The sequence below is a fragment of the Paenibacillus gansuensis genome (assembly GCF_042684925.1).
Lineage (GTDB): Bacteria > Bacillota > Bacilli > Paenibacillales > DY6 > Paenibacillus_N > Paenibacillus_N gansuensis.
Genome location: NZ_JBHUME010000009.1, coordinates 157,706 through 173,867, shown reverse-complemented (window position 1 = coordinate 173,867; position 16,162 = coordinate 157,706). Strand labels below are relative to the sequence as shown.

Sequence of the window (16,162 nt, the reverse complement as noted above, 5' to 3'; positions counted from 1 at the left end):
AAAGAGGCTGTCCCACGATGGGTCAGCCTCTTTTATTAGAAAATCAACCTTCCAGCAGCAATGCTTCCGGATCCTCCAGAAGTTCTTTCACTTTCACAAGGAATTGAACCGCTTCTGCGCCGTCTACGATACGGTGGTCGTAGGAGAGGGCGATGTACATCATCGGACGGTTTTCCATGCGCTCGGCGTCGATGGCTACCGGACGGAGCTGGATTTTGTGCATGCCCAGAATACCCACTTGCGGAGCATTCAGAATCGGTGTGGACAGCAGGGATCCGAAGACGCCGCCGTTCGTGATGGTGAACGTGCCGCCTTGCAGATCAGCCAGTCCCAACGCGTTGTTGCGGGCTTTCTTCGCCAAGTCGCCGATGGTACGCTCGATCTCGGCAAATCCGAGGCGGTCCGCATCGCGTACGACCGGAACGACAAGGCCTTCTTTCGCCGCTACAGCGATACCGATATCATAGTAATGCTTCTCGATAATGTCTTCGCCGTCGATTTCCGCGTTCAGCAGCGGGAACTTCTTCAATGCGCCGACAACGGCTTTGGTAAAGAAGGACATGAACCCGAGGTTCACTTCGTTCTTCTCGAAGAAGCTCTGCTTGCGGCGTTTGCGCACATCCAGAATCGCGGTCATGTCGACTTCGTTGAACGTCGTCAGCATGGCGGCGGTTCTTTGCGCTTCGACGAGGCGGTTCGCGATCGTCTGGCGGCGGCGGGACATCCGCTTGCGCTCTGCAGGCTTGGCCGGGTTGAACTCGGCCGGAGCCGCCGGCGCAGGCGCCGCTGCGCGCGGTGCCGGTGCTGCAGCCGGAGCTGCCGGCTGGCTGCCTGCCCCATTCACGTCGGCCGGGGAAATCCGGCCGAGCGGATCGCGGGCGTTGACCTGATCCAGGTCAATGCCCTTCTCGCGCGCCAGCTTGCGTGCAGCCGGTGTGGCTGCCGCATTGCTGGAAGCCGCAGGCACGGCAGCGGGAGCGCTGGCCGGTGCTGCGGCAGGAGCCGGAGCTGCAGCCGCAGGGGCTTCTGCAGCCGGTGCAGGCGCAGGCGCTGCTGCTTCGCCCGCAGCGCTGATCACGCCCACGGCTTCGCCGATCTGCACCGTATCGCCTTCTTGACGGAGAATTTCCGTCAAGACGCCGTCCTGCTCGGCGCTGATTTCGATGTTGACTTTATCCGTCTCCATCTCCAGCAAAACGTCTCCAAAGCTTACTTTGTCGCCGACTTTGGCAACCCATTTATAGATCGTGCCCTCGGTGATGGATTCACCCATGGCCGGTACTGTAATTTGACTCATTGATTGCTACCTCCCGGATTTGACTGCCGATTTCTGTTGTTGGGTCAATGTTCTGGACATAATGTTCTGCTGCTCAAGGGCATGTACCTGCTGGTAACCTGTCGCAGGGCTGGAACGCTCAGGACGTCCGATGTAGCTCACATCAACGCCTTTAGGCGCCAGTTCGCGAATGCGCGGCTCCATGAAGCTCCAGGAACCCATGTTACGCGGCTCTTCCTGAACCCATACGATTTCCTTCAATTTCGGGAACTTGCTGATAATGGCGGAAATCTCCTTTGCAGGCAGCGGGTACAGCTGCTCTACGCGGGCGAGATGCAGCCAATCGAAGTTCTGGCCTTCGGCTTTCTCCATCGCATCTTCCAGATCGACGGCTACTTTGCCTGTGCTCAGCACCAGACGCTCGACCTTCTCCGGCTTGCTTCCCAGACCCGGCTGTTCAATAACCGGCTGGAATCCGCCTTCACTGAACAGGGCTGCGTCCGAAGCTGCACGCGGGTTGCGGATCAGGCTCTTCGGAGCCATGACGATCAGAGGCCGTACATTCTCGCTGTTCATGCTGGCCGCTTGGCGGCGCAGCAGATGGAAGTACTGCGCGGAGCTGGACAGATTCGCTACCGTCCAATTCTCCTGGCCGGACAGCTGCAGGAAACGCTCTAGACGCGCGCTGGAGTGCTCCGGTCCTTGGCCTTCATATCCGTGAGGCAGCAGCATGACCAGGCTGGACTTCTGGGACCACTTGGAACGGCCTGCAGAGATGAACTGGTCAATCAGCACTTGCGCACAGTTGACGAAGTCGCCGTACTGGGCTTCCCAAATGACCAGCGTTTCCGGCGAAAATACGTTATATCCGTATTCATAGCCCAACACGCCTGCTTCCGACAGCGCACTGTTATGAATCGCGAACGAAGCTTTGGCTTCCGGAAGCTGATGGAGCGGACAGAACAATGCGCCGGTATCGGCATCGTGCAGCACCAGGTTCCGGTGAGCGAATGTAGCGCGCTCTGCGTCCTGGCCGGTAATCCGGATCGGTTTGCCGTCAGCCAGGATGGAGGCGAATGCGAGCGTTTCTGCATGGCCCCAGTCCACTTTCTGGCCTTCGTCCAGTGCCGAGGCACGGCGCTCCAGGATACGCTGCAGCTTCGGATACACTTTGAAGTTCTCCGGCCAGCTGAGCAGTCCGCGGTTGATCGAACGAAGCGTCTCGGCAGGAACCGCCGTCGGCGTCTCAGCACTTGCTTCTTCGTCTGTCACCAGCGTGAACGGAGCGTCGCCGCTGCCTTTATCCTGCTGCTTCATCTCTTCGTAAGCGGCTTTCAAGCGGCCTACAACCTCATTCTTCAGCTGTTCTGCTTCCTCGGAAGTGATCAGCTGCTGCTGCAGAAGCTTTTCGGTGTAGATTCTGCTTACAGTAGGATGGCTGTTCACTTTCTTGTAAACAAGCGGCTGCGTTGTGGACGGATCGTCCGTCTCGTTGTGTCCGTACCGGCGGTAGCCGATAAGGTCGATCAGGAAGTCCTTCTTGAACAGCGTCCGGTATTCGGCCGCCATCCGAGCTGCGGCGATGCAAGCTTCCGGATCGTCTGCATTGACATGGACAATCGGAATCTCAAAGCCTTTCGCAAGATCGCTTGCATAATGCGTGGAACGGGAGTCCGTGCTTTCCGTGGTGAAGCCGATCTTGTTGTTGATGATAATATGAACGGTTCCGCCTACGGAGAAACCTTTCAGGTTGTTGAAGTTAAGCGTCTCCGCTACAATGCCCTCGCCGGAAAAGGCTGCGTCTCCGTGCATAATAATGGAGGCTGCCGCTTCCATCTGCTGGGCAGGGTATCCCGGGTTGCTGCGGTCTTCCTGGGCTGCGCGCGTGAAACCTGCTACCACCGGGTTGACATACTCCAGATGGCTCGGGTTGTTGGCCAGCGTCAGGCGGGTTTCGGCCGTCTCTCCGGTCGGGATCGAACGGTTCGCACCCAAGTGGTATTTAACGTCGCCCGTCCAGCCGTGGTTAATGCCGGCTGCGCCTTCGGAGGACATCAGCTGCTGGTTCGGGCCGTGATGGAATTCGGAGAAAATTTTGCTGTAAGGTTTGCCCAACACATGCGCAAGAACGTTCAAGCGTCCGCGGTGCGCCATCCCCATCAAAATATGCTTCGCCCCGTCGTTCGCCAGCTCGTGGACGACTTCGTCCAGCAGTGCTACCAGCACGTCATTGCCTTCTACGGAGAAGCGCTTCGCACCTACGAATGTCCGCTGCAAAAAGTCCTCGAATTGCTCGGCTTCAAGCAAGCGGGTAAGCAGCTTATGGCGTTCCTCCTTGCTCAGCTTGGAAGTAGGAATAACGGATTCCGCCTGCTTCGTAAGCCACGTACGCTCCTCTTCGTTGTGTACATGGCTGAATTCATATGCAATGGTTCCGGAGTACACTTCCTGCAGCTTTTGGATAGCTTCCCAGCCGTTAGACAACGGCACAGGGGAACCCTCCCATACCCAATCGGCAGGGATTTCTTCAAGATCGGAAGGTTTCAATCCGAAACTATCTAAATTGATTAATTTTACATCCGGTTTCATTTCAATGCCCAGCGGATCCAAATTCGCCGCCAAATGTCCGAATGCGCGGATTTTGGAGGCAAGCTTTCCTGCCGCAACCGCTTTCTTAATTAAAGTCGCGTCGTTCAAGCTTGGAGTGCGCCCGGTTTGTACGGCAGCGGCAGAAGCTCCGTTATCGGCAAAAGACGACTCCATTTGAGGCGGTTCGCCATAGCGGTCAAAAAGGTCCCGGTACTCGGGAACTACGGCCTCAGGATTACTACGGTAAAGTTCATATTGCTCTTGGATGTATCCCATGTTCGGACCGAAGTAAGATTGCCATGGCCCGTGTTGGTTTGCACTGTTGTTCGACATTATGCATCCCTCTGTCTTTCTTCGATAGAAATTTTGGATAAGCGTGTAAAGATTTTCTTCTTACTATCATTATAATTCAGCTGATTCATAAAAAATAATGATAATTTAACATCATATTGATCTCAAAATTAGATTAATCACAAACAGCACCATGTGAAACTAATAGTATAGTTTTCCCAAAAGTACCCTTGGATTAACCTCAAAGAAGAATTTCAGAGAATCGAGGATTCCCTTCCGGAAATGTTGACCCAAGCTAACTCAATAAGAGGAGGAATTTGTTAATGTCGTTAAGAAAGCATGTTTCGTTACCGATGGCTTGTATGCTCGCACTGGTAAGCTTTGGTTTTCAAGCGGAGAAAGCGGATGCCGCGAACGTGGCCTCTAACGGCAAATATGTGTACGCAGACCCGAACATCAGCGGAGCGCTGTATGCAAACAGTGACAATATAGGTACTTGGGAACGGTTTGAACTGCAATAATTTCACGATTAAGAGTCCGTACCTTCCGGTGCGGGCTATTTCTGCGCGTCGACTGGCGCAGACGGATGACTTGTACACTTTTCGTGTGCTACCATTAGAAAGAAGAATGGTTAACGCTCCCAGTCTTTAGGTAAGAATAATACATAGCAGAGGCCCGCTCAGCGGGAAGAACGACATAGAATAAAGGATGAACGATATGTCTACCAATAAAAGAATTGCAGGCGCCTCTCTTGGCGTTATGGCCGCCGGATTTGCGGTTACGATCCCGTACGATCAGCATGCCGCCGTGGCGCTGCTTCAGGGCGGATTTGAGGCAGGGCTGGTCGGCGGGCTTGCGGACTGGTTTGCAGTGACTGCGCTGTTCCGCAAACCGCTGGGGCTGCCGATTCCGCATACGGCATTGCTGCCGAAAAACCGCGGCAGAGTGATCGAAGCGCTGACGAACGCGGTTGAGAACGAATTTTTGTCGAAAGAGAGCATTAAAAGCAAGTTGGGCGTCTTTCGGCTTGAAGATAAACTGTTCACGGTTCTGGAGGCCAAGCTTCCCGAAATTTCGAGATTGACGGCGGGGGCCGCTGCCCATTTGCTGCGGAGCCTGCCTATGGACAAGCTTGTGCCGGTGATTGCAGCCCAATTGGAGAACAAATTAAAGAACGTGGACAGTGCCGACGTGCTGGGATGGGTCAGAACGGCCTTATCGGGACAGGGATATGAAGATAAGGCGCTGGACTTTCTGCTCGACCGTGCGGAAGGCGTGGTGATGACCGAATCGTTCCGCCTGGACATGGGGAAGCTGGCAGTGAATGCTCTGGGCAGCGTGCAGCTTAGCGGTGTAATGCAATTCGCGCTGAATGCCTTCGTCGGATTTAACGGGGAGGATAAGCTGGGTTCCATTTTGCAAAATGTCGTGATCAGCGCCGTGAGGGATATGCGCACAAATGAGTTGAATCCAATGCGGATGCGGGCACTAGGCGAAGTCCGTACACTGATTGACGATCTGCCCGCACAGGCCTCACTTCGGCAGGCGCTGGAAGAGGGACGGGAACGTCTTCTCACCAGCGGAATATTGGAAGAAAAGCTGTCCGAATGGCTGGTTGAAATCCAAACCGCGGCCCTCTCCTGGGTGGAGAAAGAGACCTTTGCGGAGGAGTGGGTGGAACCTGCTCTAAGCAAGCTCATCTCCGGTTACAAAAATGATCCCGCCGTGCTCGAGAAGCTGCGGAACTGGCTGATGGAACAAACCTCCCGCCTGATTGAACAGAATCATTCAAAGATCGGTCAGCTGGTCAAGGAAAACCTGGACAAGTTCGATAATGACACACTGATTGAAATGATGGAAGACAAGATCGGCAAGGACCTGCAATGGATTCGTGTTAACGGCGCCGTGTGCGGCTTTTTGATCGGACTTGTGCTAACCGGCATACAACTGCTTACTTAAAGGAAAAGAGGAAGAATCTCATGATGAACCGCAACCCCGAATACTGGATCAAGCATCTCGGACTGGAAGCCCATCCCGAGGGAGGCTATTACAAAAGCACCTACCGTTCGCCGGAACAAATTTCCGACAAGGAGCTGTCCGTAACGTTTAACGGGCCCCGCCATTTATATACAAGCATTTATTTTCTGTTGGAATCGGGAGACGTATCTCATTTTCACAGACTGAAATCGGATGAGCTGTGGTACTACCACGGCGGCAGCGGGCTGACTGTACATGTCATACATGAAGACGGCACATATGAGGAAGTGAAGCTGGGTATGGATCTGGAAAAAGGCGAGAGGCCGCAGTTTCTGGTTCCCAAGCATTCGATTTTCGGCTCTTCCGTCATGGAGAAGGATACGTTTTCTTTGGTCGGCTGCATGGTTTCGCCCGGGTTTGATTTTCAGGATTTTGAATTGTTCACGCAAAAAGAACTGCTTGCCCTTTATCCACAGCACAAGGAAATCATTCTCAAACTCGCTTATGAGGAGCTGCCTTTTGCTGCTGAAGGGAAGTAATTATACACTTTATCCACAAAGTTATGCACATCATTAACAGGATGATTAGCCTTGTTAATCTTTAATTGTAAATCGTTATCCACATATCAACATGAATAGTTATTAACATTAATAATTTATGTGGTTGCAGTGGCACGGTATTTCAGCGGCGTGAGTCCCGTCTCGCGCTTAAACAAATGGGAGAACTGGGCATCCGTTGAAAACCCGGATTCGTGGGCAATGTAGGACACCGGCAGGGACGTGGTCTGCAGCATGCGTCGGGCATGGCAAAGCCGGAGGTTCAGCACATATTGGTGCGGTGCCAGGCCGGTAGCCTCTTTGAACAGATGACGGAACCGGTCGTAACTATAGCCCGCCAGGCCGGCGAGTTCCGAGAGGCTGATTTTTTGCTGAAAATTCTCGTCGATATAGTTTCTGACATACTGAAGCTTGCCTGTATGCTGCGGCTCCTCTGCTTCGGACGGCCTGCAAACCCGCGTTAATTCAATCACCAGCTCGCTGCAAAGCAAATCCAGCTTCTCTTCATAGAGAGGCTTTTTGTCATGGAATTCCTGCTGCATGCGCTCCAGTAGACCGTAGATGGGGGACTGTTCCTGCTCCGTATCCTGAAAGAAGCCGGTAGGGAATGTAAGTCCGTTGGTAGTCCGGAAACCGGCAAACCACACATCGGCGGGCGCATGATGCCGCTCCTCGTGAGGGGTAGCCGGAGGGATGACCGCAAACGTATAAGGCGAGAACCGGTGCTGGCCCGGACCGATGAGCGTTGTGCCTTTGCCGTCCCTGTAGTATACGATTTCATAGCAGGCGTGCTGGTGAAGAAGAATATGGGTTTGCTCATCCCGTTTGGCCGCACAGAAAAATGCTAATTCGGCTTTCAAATCTCATTCCGCCTTTCGTGGTGGCGCTTTCAGCCGATTTTTGATAAAAATCAGCCGGATTCTGATAAAAATAAACGCGCAGTACTGTTACTTTATTGAATATATACCGTTTTTGCTTCACATTAGATATCCAAATCATATAATTTGCTGAGCGGCTAGGCAATAGGCCGGGAGGAAGAAAGTATGCCATTTCCCAAGATAACGGAACAAGAACGAATTCAACGGCTGGAGCCGCCTGCCGGCAGAAAGATCCGCGCGGTGATGGACACGGACACGTTCAATGAAATTGACGATCAATTCGCTGTGGTGTATTCTCTGCTGTCGCCTGAACGGCTGGTGATGGAAGCTTTTTATGCGGCGCCATTTTATAATGAACTTTCTGAAAGTCCGGGGGACGGGATGGAGAAAAGCTACCGGGAGTTATCGAAGATTCTGTCGCTCATGGAGTCAGAGGTGCCTTCGTATCGAGGGTCGGACCGGTATTTGCCGGGACCGGACACGCCTGTGGATAGCGAAGCAGCGAGAAACTTGGTGGAGAGGGCGCGGACGGCGTCACCTGAAGAGCCTCTCTACGTGCTTGCAATCGGGGCCATTACGAATGTGGCTTCGGCCATCCTGCTGGATCCGTCGATCATTCGAAACATCGTTGTCGTGTGGCTGGGCGGCCATTCGCTGGAGTCGCGCGATACGAAGGAATTTAATCTGTATCAGGATCTGCATGCTTCCCGCCTGGTGCTGGACTGCGGCGTTCCTCTCGTCCTGATTCCGTGCGGGGGCGTGACAACGCATCTGACAACCACTCTTTCCGAAGTTCGGGACTATGTAAAAGGGCAAGGCAAGATCGGGGACTATTTGTATGAAACTTATAAGGCGTGCAGAGAAGACCATTTTGGGGCATCCCGGGTCATTTGGGATATGACGACCGTGGCTTATGTGGTGGAAGAAAGCTGGACGCCGAGCACGCTGCAGCACAGCCCGCGGATCTCGGAGGATTTCCGGTGGATTCCCGACCGTTCCCGCCATTTGATCCGTTATGTGGAGTTCATTTCGCGGGATGATGTATTTCGGGACTTTTTTGGAAAGCTAAGAGATTATAATCGTTCTGTATAGGAGAGGGATCGATGAGCAGCAGCAACGAAGAAAGAGAAACATTCAAAAAGATGGAAACCAACAGACCGAAAATCGCTGTCGTAGGCAGCTTGAATATGGATTTGGTCGTCTCGATGGAACGGATGCCGCTGACTGGAGAAACGGTGCAGGGACGGGCGTTTCAAACCGTTCCGGGCGGTAAGGGAGCCAATCAGGCGGCGGGCTGCGGCAGGCTCGGCGCCGCAGTAGAGATGATCGGCGCGGCAGGCGAGGACGCCTTCGGCGGGGAGCTGGTCCGCAGCCTCCAGGGATTCGGCGTGACGACCGAAGGCGTCAGCCGGATCGCGGGAGTGAGCTCGGGCGTGGCCACGATTTATCATACGGAGGATGATAATTGTATCGTGGTCGTGCCCGGCGCGAATGCCAGCTGCACGGCGGAGCTGGTGGAGGCGCATGCGGATCGCATCCGCAGCGCCGACTTGCTGCTCGTCCAGCTTGAGGTGCCGCTGCCGGCTGTGAAGCGGGCGCTGGAACTGGCCCGGGGCAGCGGCGTGATCACGGTGCTGAACCCGGCGCCGGCCCGGGAACTGCCGGCGGAGTTGGTGGCGCTGGCAGACTATATTACGCCGAACGAGACGGAGTTCGAGCTGCTTACGGGCGGAGCGGCGGGCACGGAAGCGGAGCTGGCCGCCCGGATGCGCAGCTGGCAGGAGGCCACGGGCTGCCGGGTGCTGGTCACCCGGGGAAGCCGCGGCTGCTCGTTCCTGCGCGAGGACGGGGAGCTGGCGACGGTGCCGGCGCTCAAGGTCGAGCCGGTCGATACGACTGGCGCCGGCGACACGCTGAACGCCGCGCTCGGCGTTAGCCTCGCAGCGGGCGTGCCGCTGGAAGAGGCTGTCAGCTTCGCCGTGAGGGCAGCCTCGCTGTCCGTCACCAAGTTCGGCGCCCAGGGCGGCCTGCCAACGCTGGCCGAGGTGCGGGCGACTTATAAGGGTTGAACGATAGCAGACGATGAAACAGCCGGGTCTATGCGGACCCGGCTGTTTCCATGAACAATAATTAGTTAGCGGCCGAAACTGATATAATTTTAGAAAGAAAAGGGGGAGGCTGCTCATGATATTGCACAAAGGCGAAACCTTGTTCCGGCAGGGAGAAACAGGACCGCTATACCATTTGAAAAGCGGCTTGCTAAAATCGTCTGGGTCCATCAAGACGGATCGCAGCCTTATCAAGTATGATTAGGTCACATTAGATAGGAACGATCTGTGAAAAAAGAGCTCAATTGAGACGGTCAGCAAGTCGCAGTGCAACACTACAGCAGCTACTCTAGGTAATGTATAAATGCACTTCGGAGAAGCGGCTTTTATAAACATAGGAGGCGATGCAAGTGGCTAAGAAATCGGGTGAGTTACCGATTCTGTTGTTTGACGATCAAGTATCTTTTGAACAATGGCTAGACCAGAACTATGATACTTCTCCAGGCATCCGATTGCAGATTGCGAAAAAGAATTGCGGCATTGTTTCTATTTCCTATCAAGAAGCTCTCGATATTGCTTTGTGTTATGGATGGGTCGACAGTCAGAAGGAAAAGTATGATGAACGAACCTGGCTGCAACGTTTTACTCCGAGGGGAGCTAGGAGCATCTGGTCAAAAATAAATAAAGATAAAGCGGAGCATCTAATCGCCAACGGACGAATGAAACCGTCCGGATTTAAGGCCATTGATAATGCTAAGCAGAACGGGCTGTGGGAAAAGGCCTATGAATCGCAAAGTAACGCTTCTTTGCCTGAAGACTTCTCCGCTGAATTGGATCGTAATGCCAAGGCGAAGGCCTTTTATGATACTTTGAATAGGCAAAACCAATACGCCATCCTATTTAGAATTCACAATGCCAAGAAGCAGGAAACCCGGGTAAAGCGGATCCAACAGTTCGTCGAGATGCTTGAAAAGGGCGAGAAGTTGTATCCTTAACATGCTATAACTTTCTCGTGAATACTTGCTTAGCGGATTAAGTAACCTACAAAACCGTGCATAAGATGTCGGATGGTTAGCTCCGAATCTTGCTATTCTGTACCTGAAGAGAGGTCATTCGTATGGGTAAAGTTCAAGCAGGCGATGCTGTCTTTTGGGAGAAAGATGAATGGCACGAAACAAAAACAACAAAAGGATTAACTGCTATTGTTATTGAGAATGAAGAATTAAGCCCTTCGTCATATATGAAGAAGAAAGAGGCAGATATATTTTAAGGGCTGTGTTTGGAAAAAGAAAGCAAAGTCTCTAATTTTACAACCTCCTGAAATTTAATAAGTATGGAAATGACCCACTGGCCGTTAAGCCTGAGTGGGTCATTTCTTTTTCAGAAACGTTAGTAATGCCAGCAAAACATGCCAAGCATGATTACTTCCTCTAAGCCTCTCCAGCCTCTTTCACGAACAGCACCTCATGCTTGGACAGCTTCGAGCCGAGCATGATAGGCGGCTCGCCGGCGTTTGCGGATGCGGGCCTTGCTGCGCCTGGCTCGGCACCTTCGGAAGGCTTGCCGCCCTCAGCCGGCTTGCCACCGCCGCGGTGGGCATGGGCCTGTTTGAAGGCATCGCTGTTGACCCATCCCTGGAATGCTTCGTCGGACTCCCACAATGTACACACCTTCAGCTCGTCCGCTTCCTCGTTCTCCTTGGATAAAAGCAGCTCCATGCGCACGAACCCAGGCATTTGATGGACGCCTTTCGGGTTTTTGAAGCGTTCGGCGACCGCTTCGCCGTGGCCTTTGCGGATTTGAATGGTGTTAGTTACCATCAACATCATGATCTCTCCTTTTCATTCATCTATGATTCCTGTCCATGCCAGTGTACCAAGTAACCTGCTTTTGGACAAATGCAGCACCCACGACAGGATCTAGGGCTGCTGGCCAAACCCGAGCACTCCAATTCAACTTGTCTGCTCTTGGTTAATTATTACATAAACCATTAGAGCGGGGGGGGGTTGGCTATGAGGGAGTATCGCTTTATTACAGAGTGGGAGTTTGAAACGGAAATCGATGAGGTCTGGAAGCTGATCCGCCATGTTGACGGTTGGGATGGCTGGCCAGGTGTCATATCCTACCGTCTGGGGAGACCTTCGAAGACGGGCGTCGGGGATGTGTATGCGGCATATTTCAGGACAAAGCTACCCTATACTCTGTCGTTTACAACCGAGGTTGTCTGCGTAAGGGAGCCTCATCTGCTTGTCATGCATGTGGCCGGAGAGCTGGAGGGCAGGGGGATTTGCAGGCTATCCCAACATGGAAACATAACTAAAGTGAGCTATGAATGGGAAGTGGACGCCAAAAAACGCTGGATGAGATGGCTCGCCCCTCTGTTAAAGCCCGCATTCGTCTGGAATCACGGCCAAGTGATGAAGGAGGGGGCCAGGGCGGTTTCGCGGCAGTTGGGAGCAAGACTGCTTTCCTGCTAAACAAAAAAGGAGGCAAGCGGACAATCCGCTTGCCTCCTTGTCGGAGTGCTACTTATTCACTTTCGTAATCCGGTTCTCGATCTTGGCTGTAATAGAGCCGTTGCCGAATTTTGCTTTCAAGTAATCAATGGTTGCATCCAGATCCACCGGACCGGCTTCGCGGTTCGTGCCGTTCTTTAGACCAGTGTAGCCGTCGCCGCCTGTAGCCATGAAGTCATTTACAACGATGGTGTAAGACTTCGTATCTTCAATTGGCGTGCCGTCCGCTTTCTTCATCTCTACAATGCGCGAGCCCACAGGCTTGCTGTCATCGTAGCTGTAGGTAAATCCGGAGATTTGGCCGATTTTCGGAGAAGTGCCGCTCCATTGCTGGTTCATCACTTCTTTCAGCTGAGCGCCGGTCAATGTCATCTTTGTCAGCACGTTCCCAAACGGCTGAATGCTGAACATCGTTCCGTAGGTAACATTGCCTTGAGGAAGATCGTTCCGGATTCCGCCGGAGTTCATGAAGCCGAAGTCCGTTTTCATTGTTTCGCGCATGCCGTCCGCAATCAGGTTGCCCAGAGCGGATTCGCCGGCAGGGCTGGCTTCGCGGGTAATGGCCGCATCAGCCTTACCGACTGGCGCGTTCATAACGGGTGCGTTCTTCTCCTGATAGTCTTTCACCATTTGTGTAATAGACGCATCTGGTGTAATGCCTTCGTGCTTCACATCGACGATTTCGCCCTTTTTCACGACAATGTCGCGGGTAGCGCGGTCGATTTGCAGATCCACGTCGGACAAAGCAGTACCGTAGGAATAAGCCTCGATTACCAGCTTGCCGTCAATCACTTTGTTCAAGCCGCCATGGTTATGGCCCGCAAAAATCACATCTACTTCATCGTCTACATTGTTAGCCAGGTCAACTACTTCCCCTGTAGGTGCATCGCTTTTGCCTTCAAAAGGATCATGAGCAAGCACTACGATGGACTTGATGCCTTTCTTTTTCAGCTCAGCTACCGCTTTGTTCACAGCAGGAGCCTGCTCCGTGAAGGTCAAGCCTTTGATGCCCGCAGGGCTAACGATAGTTGGCGTAATGTTGGTCACCACGCCGATAAAGCCGATTTTTACGCCGCCTACTTCTTTCACAACGTAAGGGTCCAGAATGGTTTTGCCGGACTCGTCCACTACATTCGCTACAACATAAGGGAAGTCGGCTCCTTTAAAGTCGTTTCCATTCTTAGGGTTCTTTCCTCCGTCGATTAGGCGCTTCATCTCTGCAACGCCTTTGTCGAACTCGTGGTTTCCGATCGTGCCCACATCAAAGCCCATACGGTTCAGGAAGTCGATGGTAGGCTCGTCTTGCAACAATGCGGATACAGGAGCGCTGGCTCCAACCGCGTCGCCTGCATGAACCAGAAGAGTATTCGGGTTCGTTGCTTCGCGCTGCTTCAGGTAAGCGGCCAAATAGTCGGCGCCGCCCACAGTAGACGTTACTTTGCCTGTTGCTGCATCTTTAATATCTTTTTTGTAGTCCAGCTGCCCGTGGAAATCGTTAATGCCGAGCAATTGTACGGAGATGTTGGAAATGATCGTATCGATTACTTTTGCAGCTTCTGCGCGGGTAGCTGTCGCTTTAGGAGCGAACTTTCCGCCGTTGCGGCCTGTCATGATACCGCGGTCAACCGCAACATCGATGCTGTTTTTTGCCCAAACGCTGATGGAAGCGGAATCTGCGAACGATGCCGGCTTGTCAGCCTTCAAAGTTTCGCCTGCTTTGATCTCCATCGCATTCTTCACCATCACCGCGATCTGCTCGCGTGTAATCGTTGCATCCGGCGCAAACTTTGTTTTGCTGATGCCGTTTACCAAGCCGTTCTGGGAAGCAGCTGCTACGCCTTCAGCATACCAAGCGGAAGCAGGCACATCTTTGAAGCTTGCAGCGCCTTTGGCCTTGAGATTCAGTGCTTTCGCCAGCATGACTGCGAATTGGGCGCGTGTAATGTTAGCGTTTGGAGCAAATTCGGAACCATTGTTGGTGCCGGATACGATCTGTTTCGCAGCCAGGGCGTTAATAGCGGAGAAGGCCCAGTGGCTTGCAGGAACGTCGGAAAAGGTTTTGCTTACATCCAGCTTAAAGATGCCGAAGCCTTTGTCATCTGTTTTGCCTGTGTAAACAATGTTCTTTGTTTCTTTCGCATAGCTTTCAGCTTTTGGCGAAGAAGTGAAAGTCACGTTCACATCGCCGAAAATCGGTGCGATCGACCAGTTGTTGTCGATGGACGGGTTAATTTCTTTTTGCGAAGAAATGTAGTCCATCAGAATTTGGCGGTTCTCATCCGGGGAGTCGATGATGTACTTGCTGCCTTTAACGCCCGGGAAGTTGCCGCCGCCGCTTGCACGGTAGTTGTTCGTCACCACGATGAAGTCCTGGTTCGGATCCACCGGTTTGCCGTTGTATTTCAGGTTGATGATCCGGCTGGAGGAAGCGTCGCTCACGGAGCCGTCGATTTTGTATTTTGCCGGCTTGGTCACGTCTACCTGGTACGTAACTCCGTCGATTACGTCAAAGTTATACACCTGGAACGAAGGGTTCAGCAGAGGCTGCTCTTCTTTTTTGTTCGGATCGATCGTGTTGAATTTACCCGCGGTCATTTCCAACCATTCTTTGACTACGGAACCTTTAACCATGATGGCTTTCAACGTATTGTCATACAGATACAGGTCGCCTGCGCTCTTGATCGCAAGAGGGCCTTTTTTGATTTCCGTAAACTCTTCCACGCCATTGCGTCCCGCTTTAAAAGGAGCTCCTACGGAAAGGATCGGCGTGTTTTTGTACTGAGGAAGATTTTTCGCGATGTAGTTCTCAACGTACCATTTCTGCGCATTAGTTACGATCTGCACGGAAGGGTCGTCCTGAACCAGGGCGAAATAGCTGTGAATCGGCGATGAAGTCGTACCGATCGGGCTGTTCGCATATTTCACAGTCGCCTCGTGCTCAGCTTTTACTGCGTCTACGATCGCTTGATCCGGCTCTACTAGAGACTTTTTCGCGGCTTTGTCATAAATCGCTTTGGTAGCGGATTGGGAAGCCGTCACTTTCCATTTGCCGTCCTGTTTGGATAGGGTCAGGTCGATCATGCCCAGGTCGCTGCCGCCGTAACCCGCTTGTACCGCAGGAACGCCGTTGATGGTGCCTTTGGCGTTATCTACGCCCGGAAGGGGTTTGCCTGTAGCAGGGTCTTTGAACAGCAGGTCCAGCGATTTCTCGTCAGCTGCAGGAAACACTTTGTGCGTATGAGAGAAGGTGATGGCATCAATGCCAGGCACTTTACTCAGCGGCAGCACAGCATCTTCCGCGTTCACATGAGCTTGAGCAGCACCGTTAAAGCCGGTATGCGCCAGCGCGATGACGATATCTGCGCCTTCCGCTCTCATTTTGGGAACGAATTTCTCAGCTGTAGCGACAATATCCTTGGTGATGACTTTGCCTTCCAGCCAGGTTTTGTCCCAGTTCGTGATTTGCGGAGGCACAAAGCCAATGACGCCTACTTTCAACGTCTGCTCTTGTCCTGCTTCATCTTTGAAAGTTTTCGTAATGATTTCGTAAGGCTTAAAACGGTTCACATCGTTGTCAGGGTTGCCGTCTTTGTCATCTTTGTACACATTGGCATTGACGTAAGGGAATTTCGCGCCTTTCAAGGCGTTATCGAGGTAATCGAGGCCGTAATTGAACTCATGGTTTCCGAGTGTTGCCACGTCGTAGCCCATCAGGTTCATAGCTTTGTAAACAGGATGAACTTCACCGGCCTTCAGAGGGGAAACAACAGCTTTATAAGTACCGAGAGGCGTACCTTGAATTAAATCTCCATTGTCTACCAAAAAGGTATTCTTTGCTTCTTCACGTGCGGCTTTGAGCAGAGAGGCTGTGCGGGCAAGGCCCACCGTAGGAGCGTCTGCATCCTTGTAATAATCGTAAGACACCAGGTTAGTGTGGATGTCCGTCGTCTCCAGAATGCGGAGTTTCAACGTCGAACCGTCACCGGGAGCGGCTGCAGCAAAGGCGGTTGTGAACGGCATAGCCAGCATG

General features: G+C 52.8%; 13 protein-coding genes and 1 pseudogene. 9 read left to right on the top strand and 5 right to left on the bottom strand.

All coding sequences use genetic code 11. The features are described 5' to 3' along the window. Positions 1 to 43: 43 nt before the first annotated feature. A complete protein-coding gene (gene odhB, locus ACFSUF_RS16005) occupies positions 44 to 1,297 on the bottom strand; it encodes a 2-oxoglutarate dehydrogenase complex dihydrolipoyllysine-residue succinyltransferase (protein WP_377604210.1) in 1,254 nt (417 codons plus the stop codon). A gap of 6 nt (positions 1,298 to 1,303) precedes the next feature. Further along, positions 1,304 to 4,198 carry a 2-oxoglutarate dehydrogenase E1 component gene (locus ACFSUF_RS16000; protein ID WP_377604207.1) on the bottom strand — a complete coding sequence of 965 codons (2,895 nt, stop codon included), beginning with the start codon at positions 4,196 to 4,198 and terminating at the stop codon, positions 1,304 to 1,306. Positions 4,199 to 4,479: 281 nt separating this feature from the next. On the opposite strand from ACFSUF_RS16000, the gene ACFSUF_RS15995 reads away from it, so the two are divergent. From ACFSUF_RS15995 to ACFSUF_RS15985, 3 genes are all read left to right on the top strand, one after another. Beyond that, on the top strand, positions 4,480 to 4,677 hold the full coding sequence (locus ACFSUF_RS15995; RefSeq protein WP_377604204.1) for a fascin domain-containing protein: 198 nt from the start codon (positions 4,480 to 4,482) through the stop codon (positions 4,675 to 4,677). Between the two features lie 196 nt (positions 4,678 to 4,873). Continuing rightward, positions 4,874 to 6,115, top strand: a complete 1,242-nt coding sequence (locus ACFSUF_RS15990; protein WP_377604201.1) for a DUF445 domain-containing protein — start codon at positions 4,874 to 4,876, stop codon at positions 6,113 to 6,115. A 23-nt stretch (positions 6,116 to 6,138) separates the two neighbouring features. Next, complete coding sequence (locus ACFSUF_RS15985; protein ID WP_377604465.1) at positions 6,139 to 6,672, top strand: cupin domain-containing protein; 534 nt, start codon at positions 6,139 to 6,141, stop codon at positions 6,670 to 6,672. Positions 6,673 to 6,788: 116 nt separating this feature from the next. Here ACFSUF_RS15985 and ACFSUF_RS15980 read toward each other — a convergent pair whose 3' ends face one another. Next, complete coding sequence (locus ACFSUF_RS15980; RefSeq protein ID WP_377604199.1) at positions 6,789 to 7,550, bottom strand: AraC family transcriptional regulator; 762 nt, start codon at positions 7,548 to 7,550, stop codon at positions 6,789 to 6,791. Between the two features lie 183 nt (positions 7,551 to 7,733). On the opposite strand from ACFSUF_RS15980, the gene ACFSUF_RS15975 reads away from it, so the two are divergent. The 5 genes and pseudogenes from ACFSUF_RS15975 to ACFSUF_RS15955 all read left to right on the top strand — a co-directional run bounded on the left by ACFSUF_RS15975 (position 7,734) and on the right by ACFSUF_RS15955 (position 10,886). Further along, complete coding sequence (locus ACFSUF_RS15975; RefSeq protein WP_377604197.1) at positions 7,734 to 8,660, top strand: nucleoside hydrolase; 927 nt, start codon at positions 7,734 to 7,736, stop codon at positions 8,658 to 8,660. 11 nt (positions 8,661 to 8,671) lie between these two features. Beyond that, on the top strand, positions 8,672 to 9,637 hold the full coding sequence (gene rbsK, locus ACFSUF_RS15970) for a ribokinase (protein WP_377604195.1): 966 nt from the start codon (positions 8,672 to 8,674) through the stop codon (positions 9,635 to 9,637). 115 nt (positions 9,638 to 9,752) lie between these two features. Continuing rightward, positions 9,753 to 9,862, top strand: a pseudogene (locus tag ACFSUF_RS15965) (Crp/Fnr family transcriptional regulator); the annotation flags it as partial. A 164-nt stretch (positions 9,863 to 10,026) separates the two neighbouring features. Beyond that, on the top strand, positions 10,027 to 10,611 hold the full coding sequence (locus ACFSUF_RS15960) for a YdeI/OmpD-associated family protein (RefSeq protein ID WP_377604193.1): 585 nt from the start codon (positions 10,027 to 10,029) through the stop codon (positions 10,609 to 10,611). 122 nt (positions 10,612 to 10,733) lie between these two features. After that, the gene (locus tag ACFSUF_RS15955; protein ID WP_377604191.1) at positions 10,734 to 10,886 is read left to right on the top strand and encodes a hypothetical protein; all 153 of its coding nucleotides are present in this window, start codon (positions 10,734 to 10,736) and stop codon (positions 10,884 to 10,886) included. A 160-nt stretch (positions 10,887 to 11,046) separates the two neighbouring features. Here ACFSUF_RS15955 and ACFSUF_RS15950 read toward each other — a convergent pair whose 3' ends face one another. Continuing rightward, positions 11,047 to 11,445, bottom strand: coding sequence for an antibiotic biosynthesis monooxygenase (locus tag ACFSUF_RS15950; RefSeq protein ID WP_377604189.1), 399 nt, complete (start codon positions 11,443 to 11,445; stop codon positions 11,047 to 11,049). Positions 11,446 to 11,628: 183 nt separating this feature from the next. Between ACFSUF_RS15950 and ACFSUF_RS15945 the strand changes: the two genes are divergently transcribed. Further along, positions 11,629 to 12,093 carry a hypothetical protein gene (locus ACFSUF_RS15945; RefSeq protein ID WP_377604187.1) on the top strand — a complete coding sequence of 155 codons (465 nt, stop codon included), beginning with the start codon at positions 11,629 to 11,631 and terminating at the stop codon, positions 12,091 to 12,093. Positions 12,094 to 12,141: 48 nt separating this feature from the next. Here ACFSUF_RS15945 and ACFSUF_RS15940 read toward each other — a convergent pair whose 3' ends face one another. Continuing rightward, a complete protein-coding gene (locus ACFSUF_RS15940) occupies positions 12,142 to 16,161 on the bottom strand; it encodes a bifunctional 2',3'-cyclic-nucleotide 2'-phosphodiesterase/3'-nucleotidase (RefSeq protein ID WP_377604463.1) in 4,020 nt (1,339 codons plus the stop codon). Position 16,162: the final 1 nt, after the last annotated feature.

Coding starts and splice junctions, on each gene's coding strand:
- ACFSUF_RS15945 (WP_377604187.1), top strand. CDS start 11,629: ATGAGGGAGTATCGCTTTATTACAGAGTGGGAGTTTGAAACGGAAATC.
- ACFSUF_RS15940 (WP_377604463.1), bottom strand. CDS start 16,161: ATGCTGGCTATGCCGTTCACAACCGCCTTTGCTGCAGCCGCTCCCGGT.
- ACFSUF_RS16000 (WP_377604207.1), bottom strand. CDS start 4,198: ATGTCGAACAACAGTGCAAACCAACACGGGCCATGGCAATCTTACTTC.
- odhB (WP_377604210.1), bottom strand. CDS start 1,297: ATGAGTCAAATTACAGTACCGGCCATGGGTGAATCCATCACCGAGGGC.
- ACFSUF_RS15975 (WP_377604197.1), top strand. CDS start 7,734: ATGCCATTTCCCAAGATAACGGAACAAGAACGAATTCAACGGCTGGAG.
- ACFSUF_RS15995 (WP_377604204.1), top strand. CDS start 4,480: ATGTCGTTAAGAAAGCATGTTTCGTTACCGATGGCTTGTATGCTCGCA.
- rbsK (WP_377604195.1), top strand. CDS start 8,672: ATGAGCAGCAGCAACGAAGAAAGAGAAACATTCAAAAAGATGGAAACC.
- ACFSUF_RS15950 (WP_377604189.1), bottom strand. CDS start 11,445: ATGATGTTGATGGTAACTAACACCATTCAAATCCGCAAAGGCCACGGC.
- ACFSUF_RS15985 (WP_377604465.1), top strand. CDS start 6,139: ATGAACCGCAACCCCGAATACTGGATCAAGCATCTCGGACTGGAAGCC.
- ACFSUF_RS15955 (WP_377604191.1), top strand. CDS start 10,734: ATGGGTAAAGTTCAAGCAGGCGATGCTGTCTTTTGGGAGAAAGATGAA.
- ACFSUF_RS15990 (WP_377604201.1), top strand. CDS start 4,874: ATGTCTACCAATAAAAGAATTGCAGGCGCCTCTCTTGGCGTTATGGCC.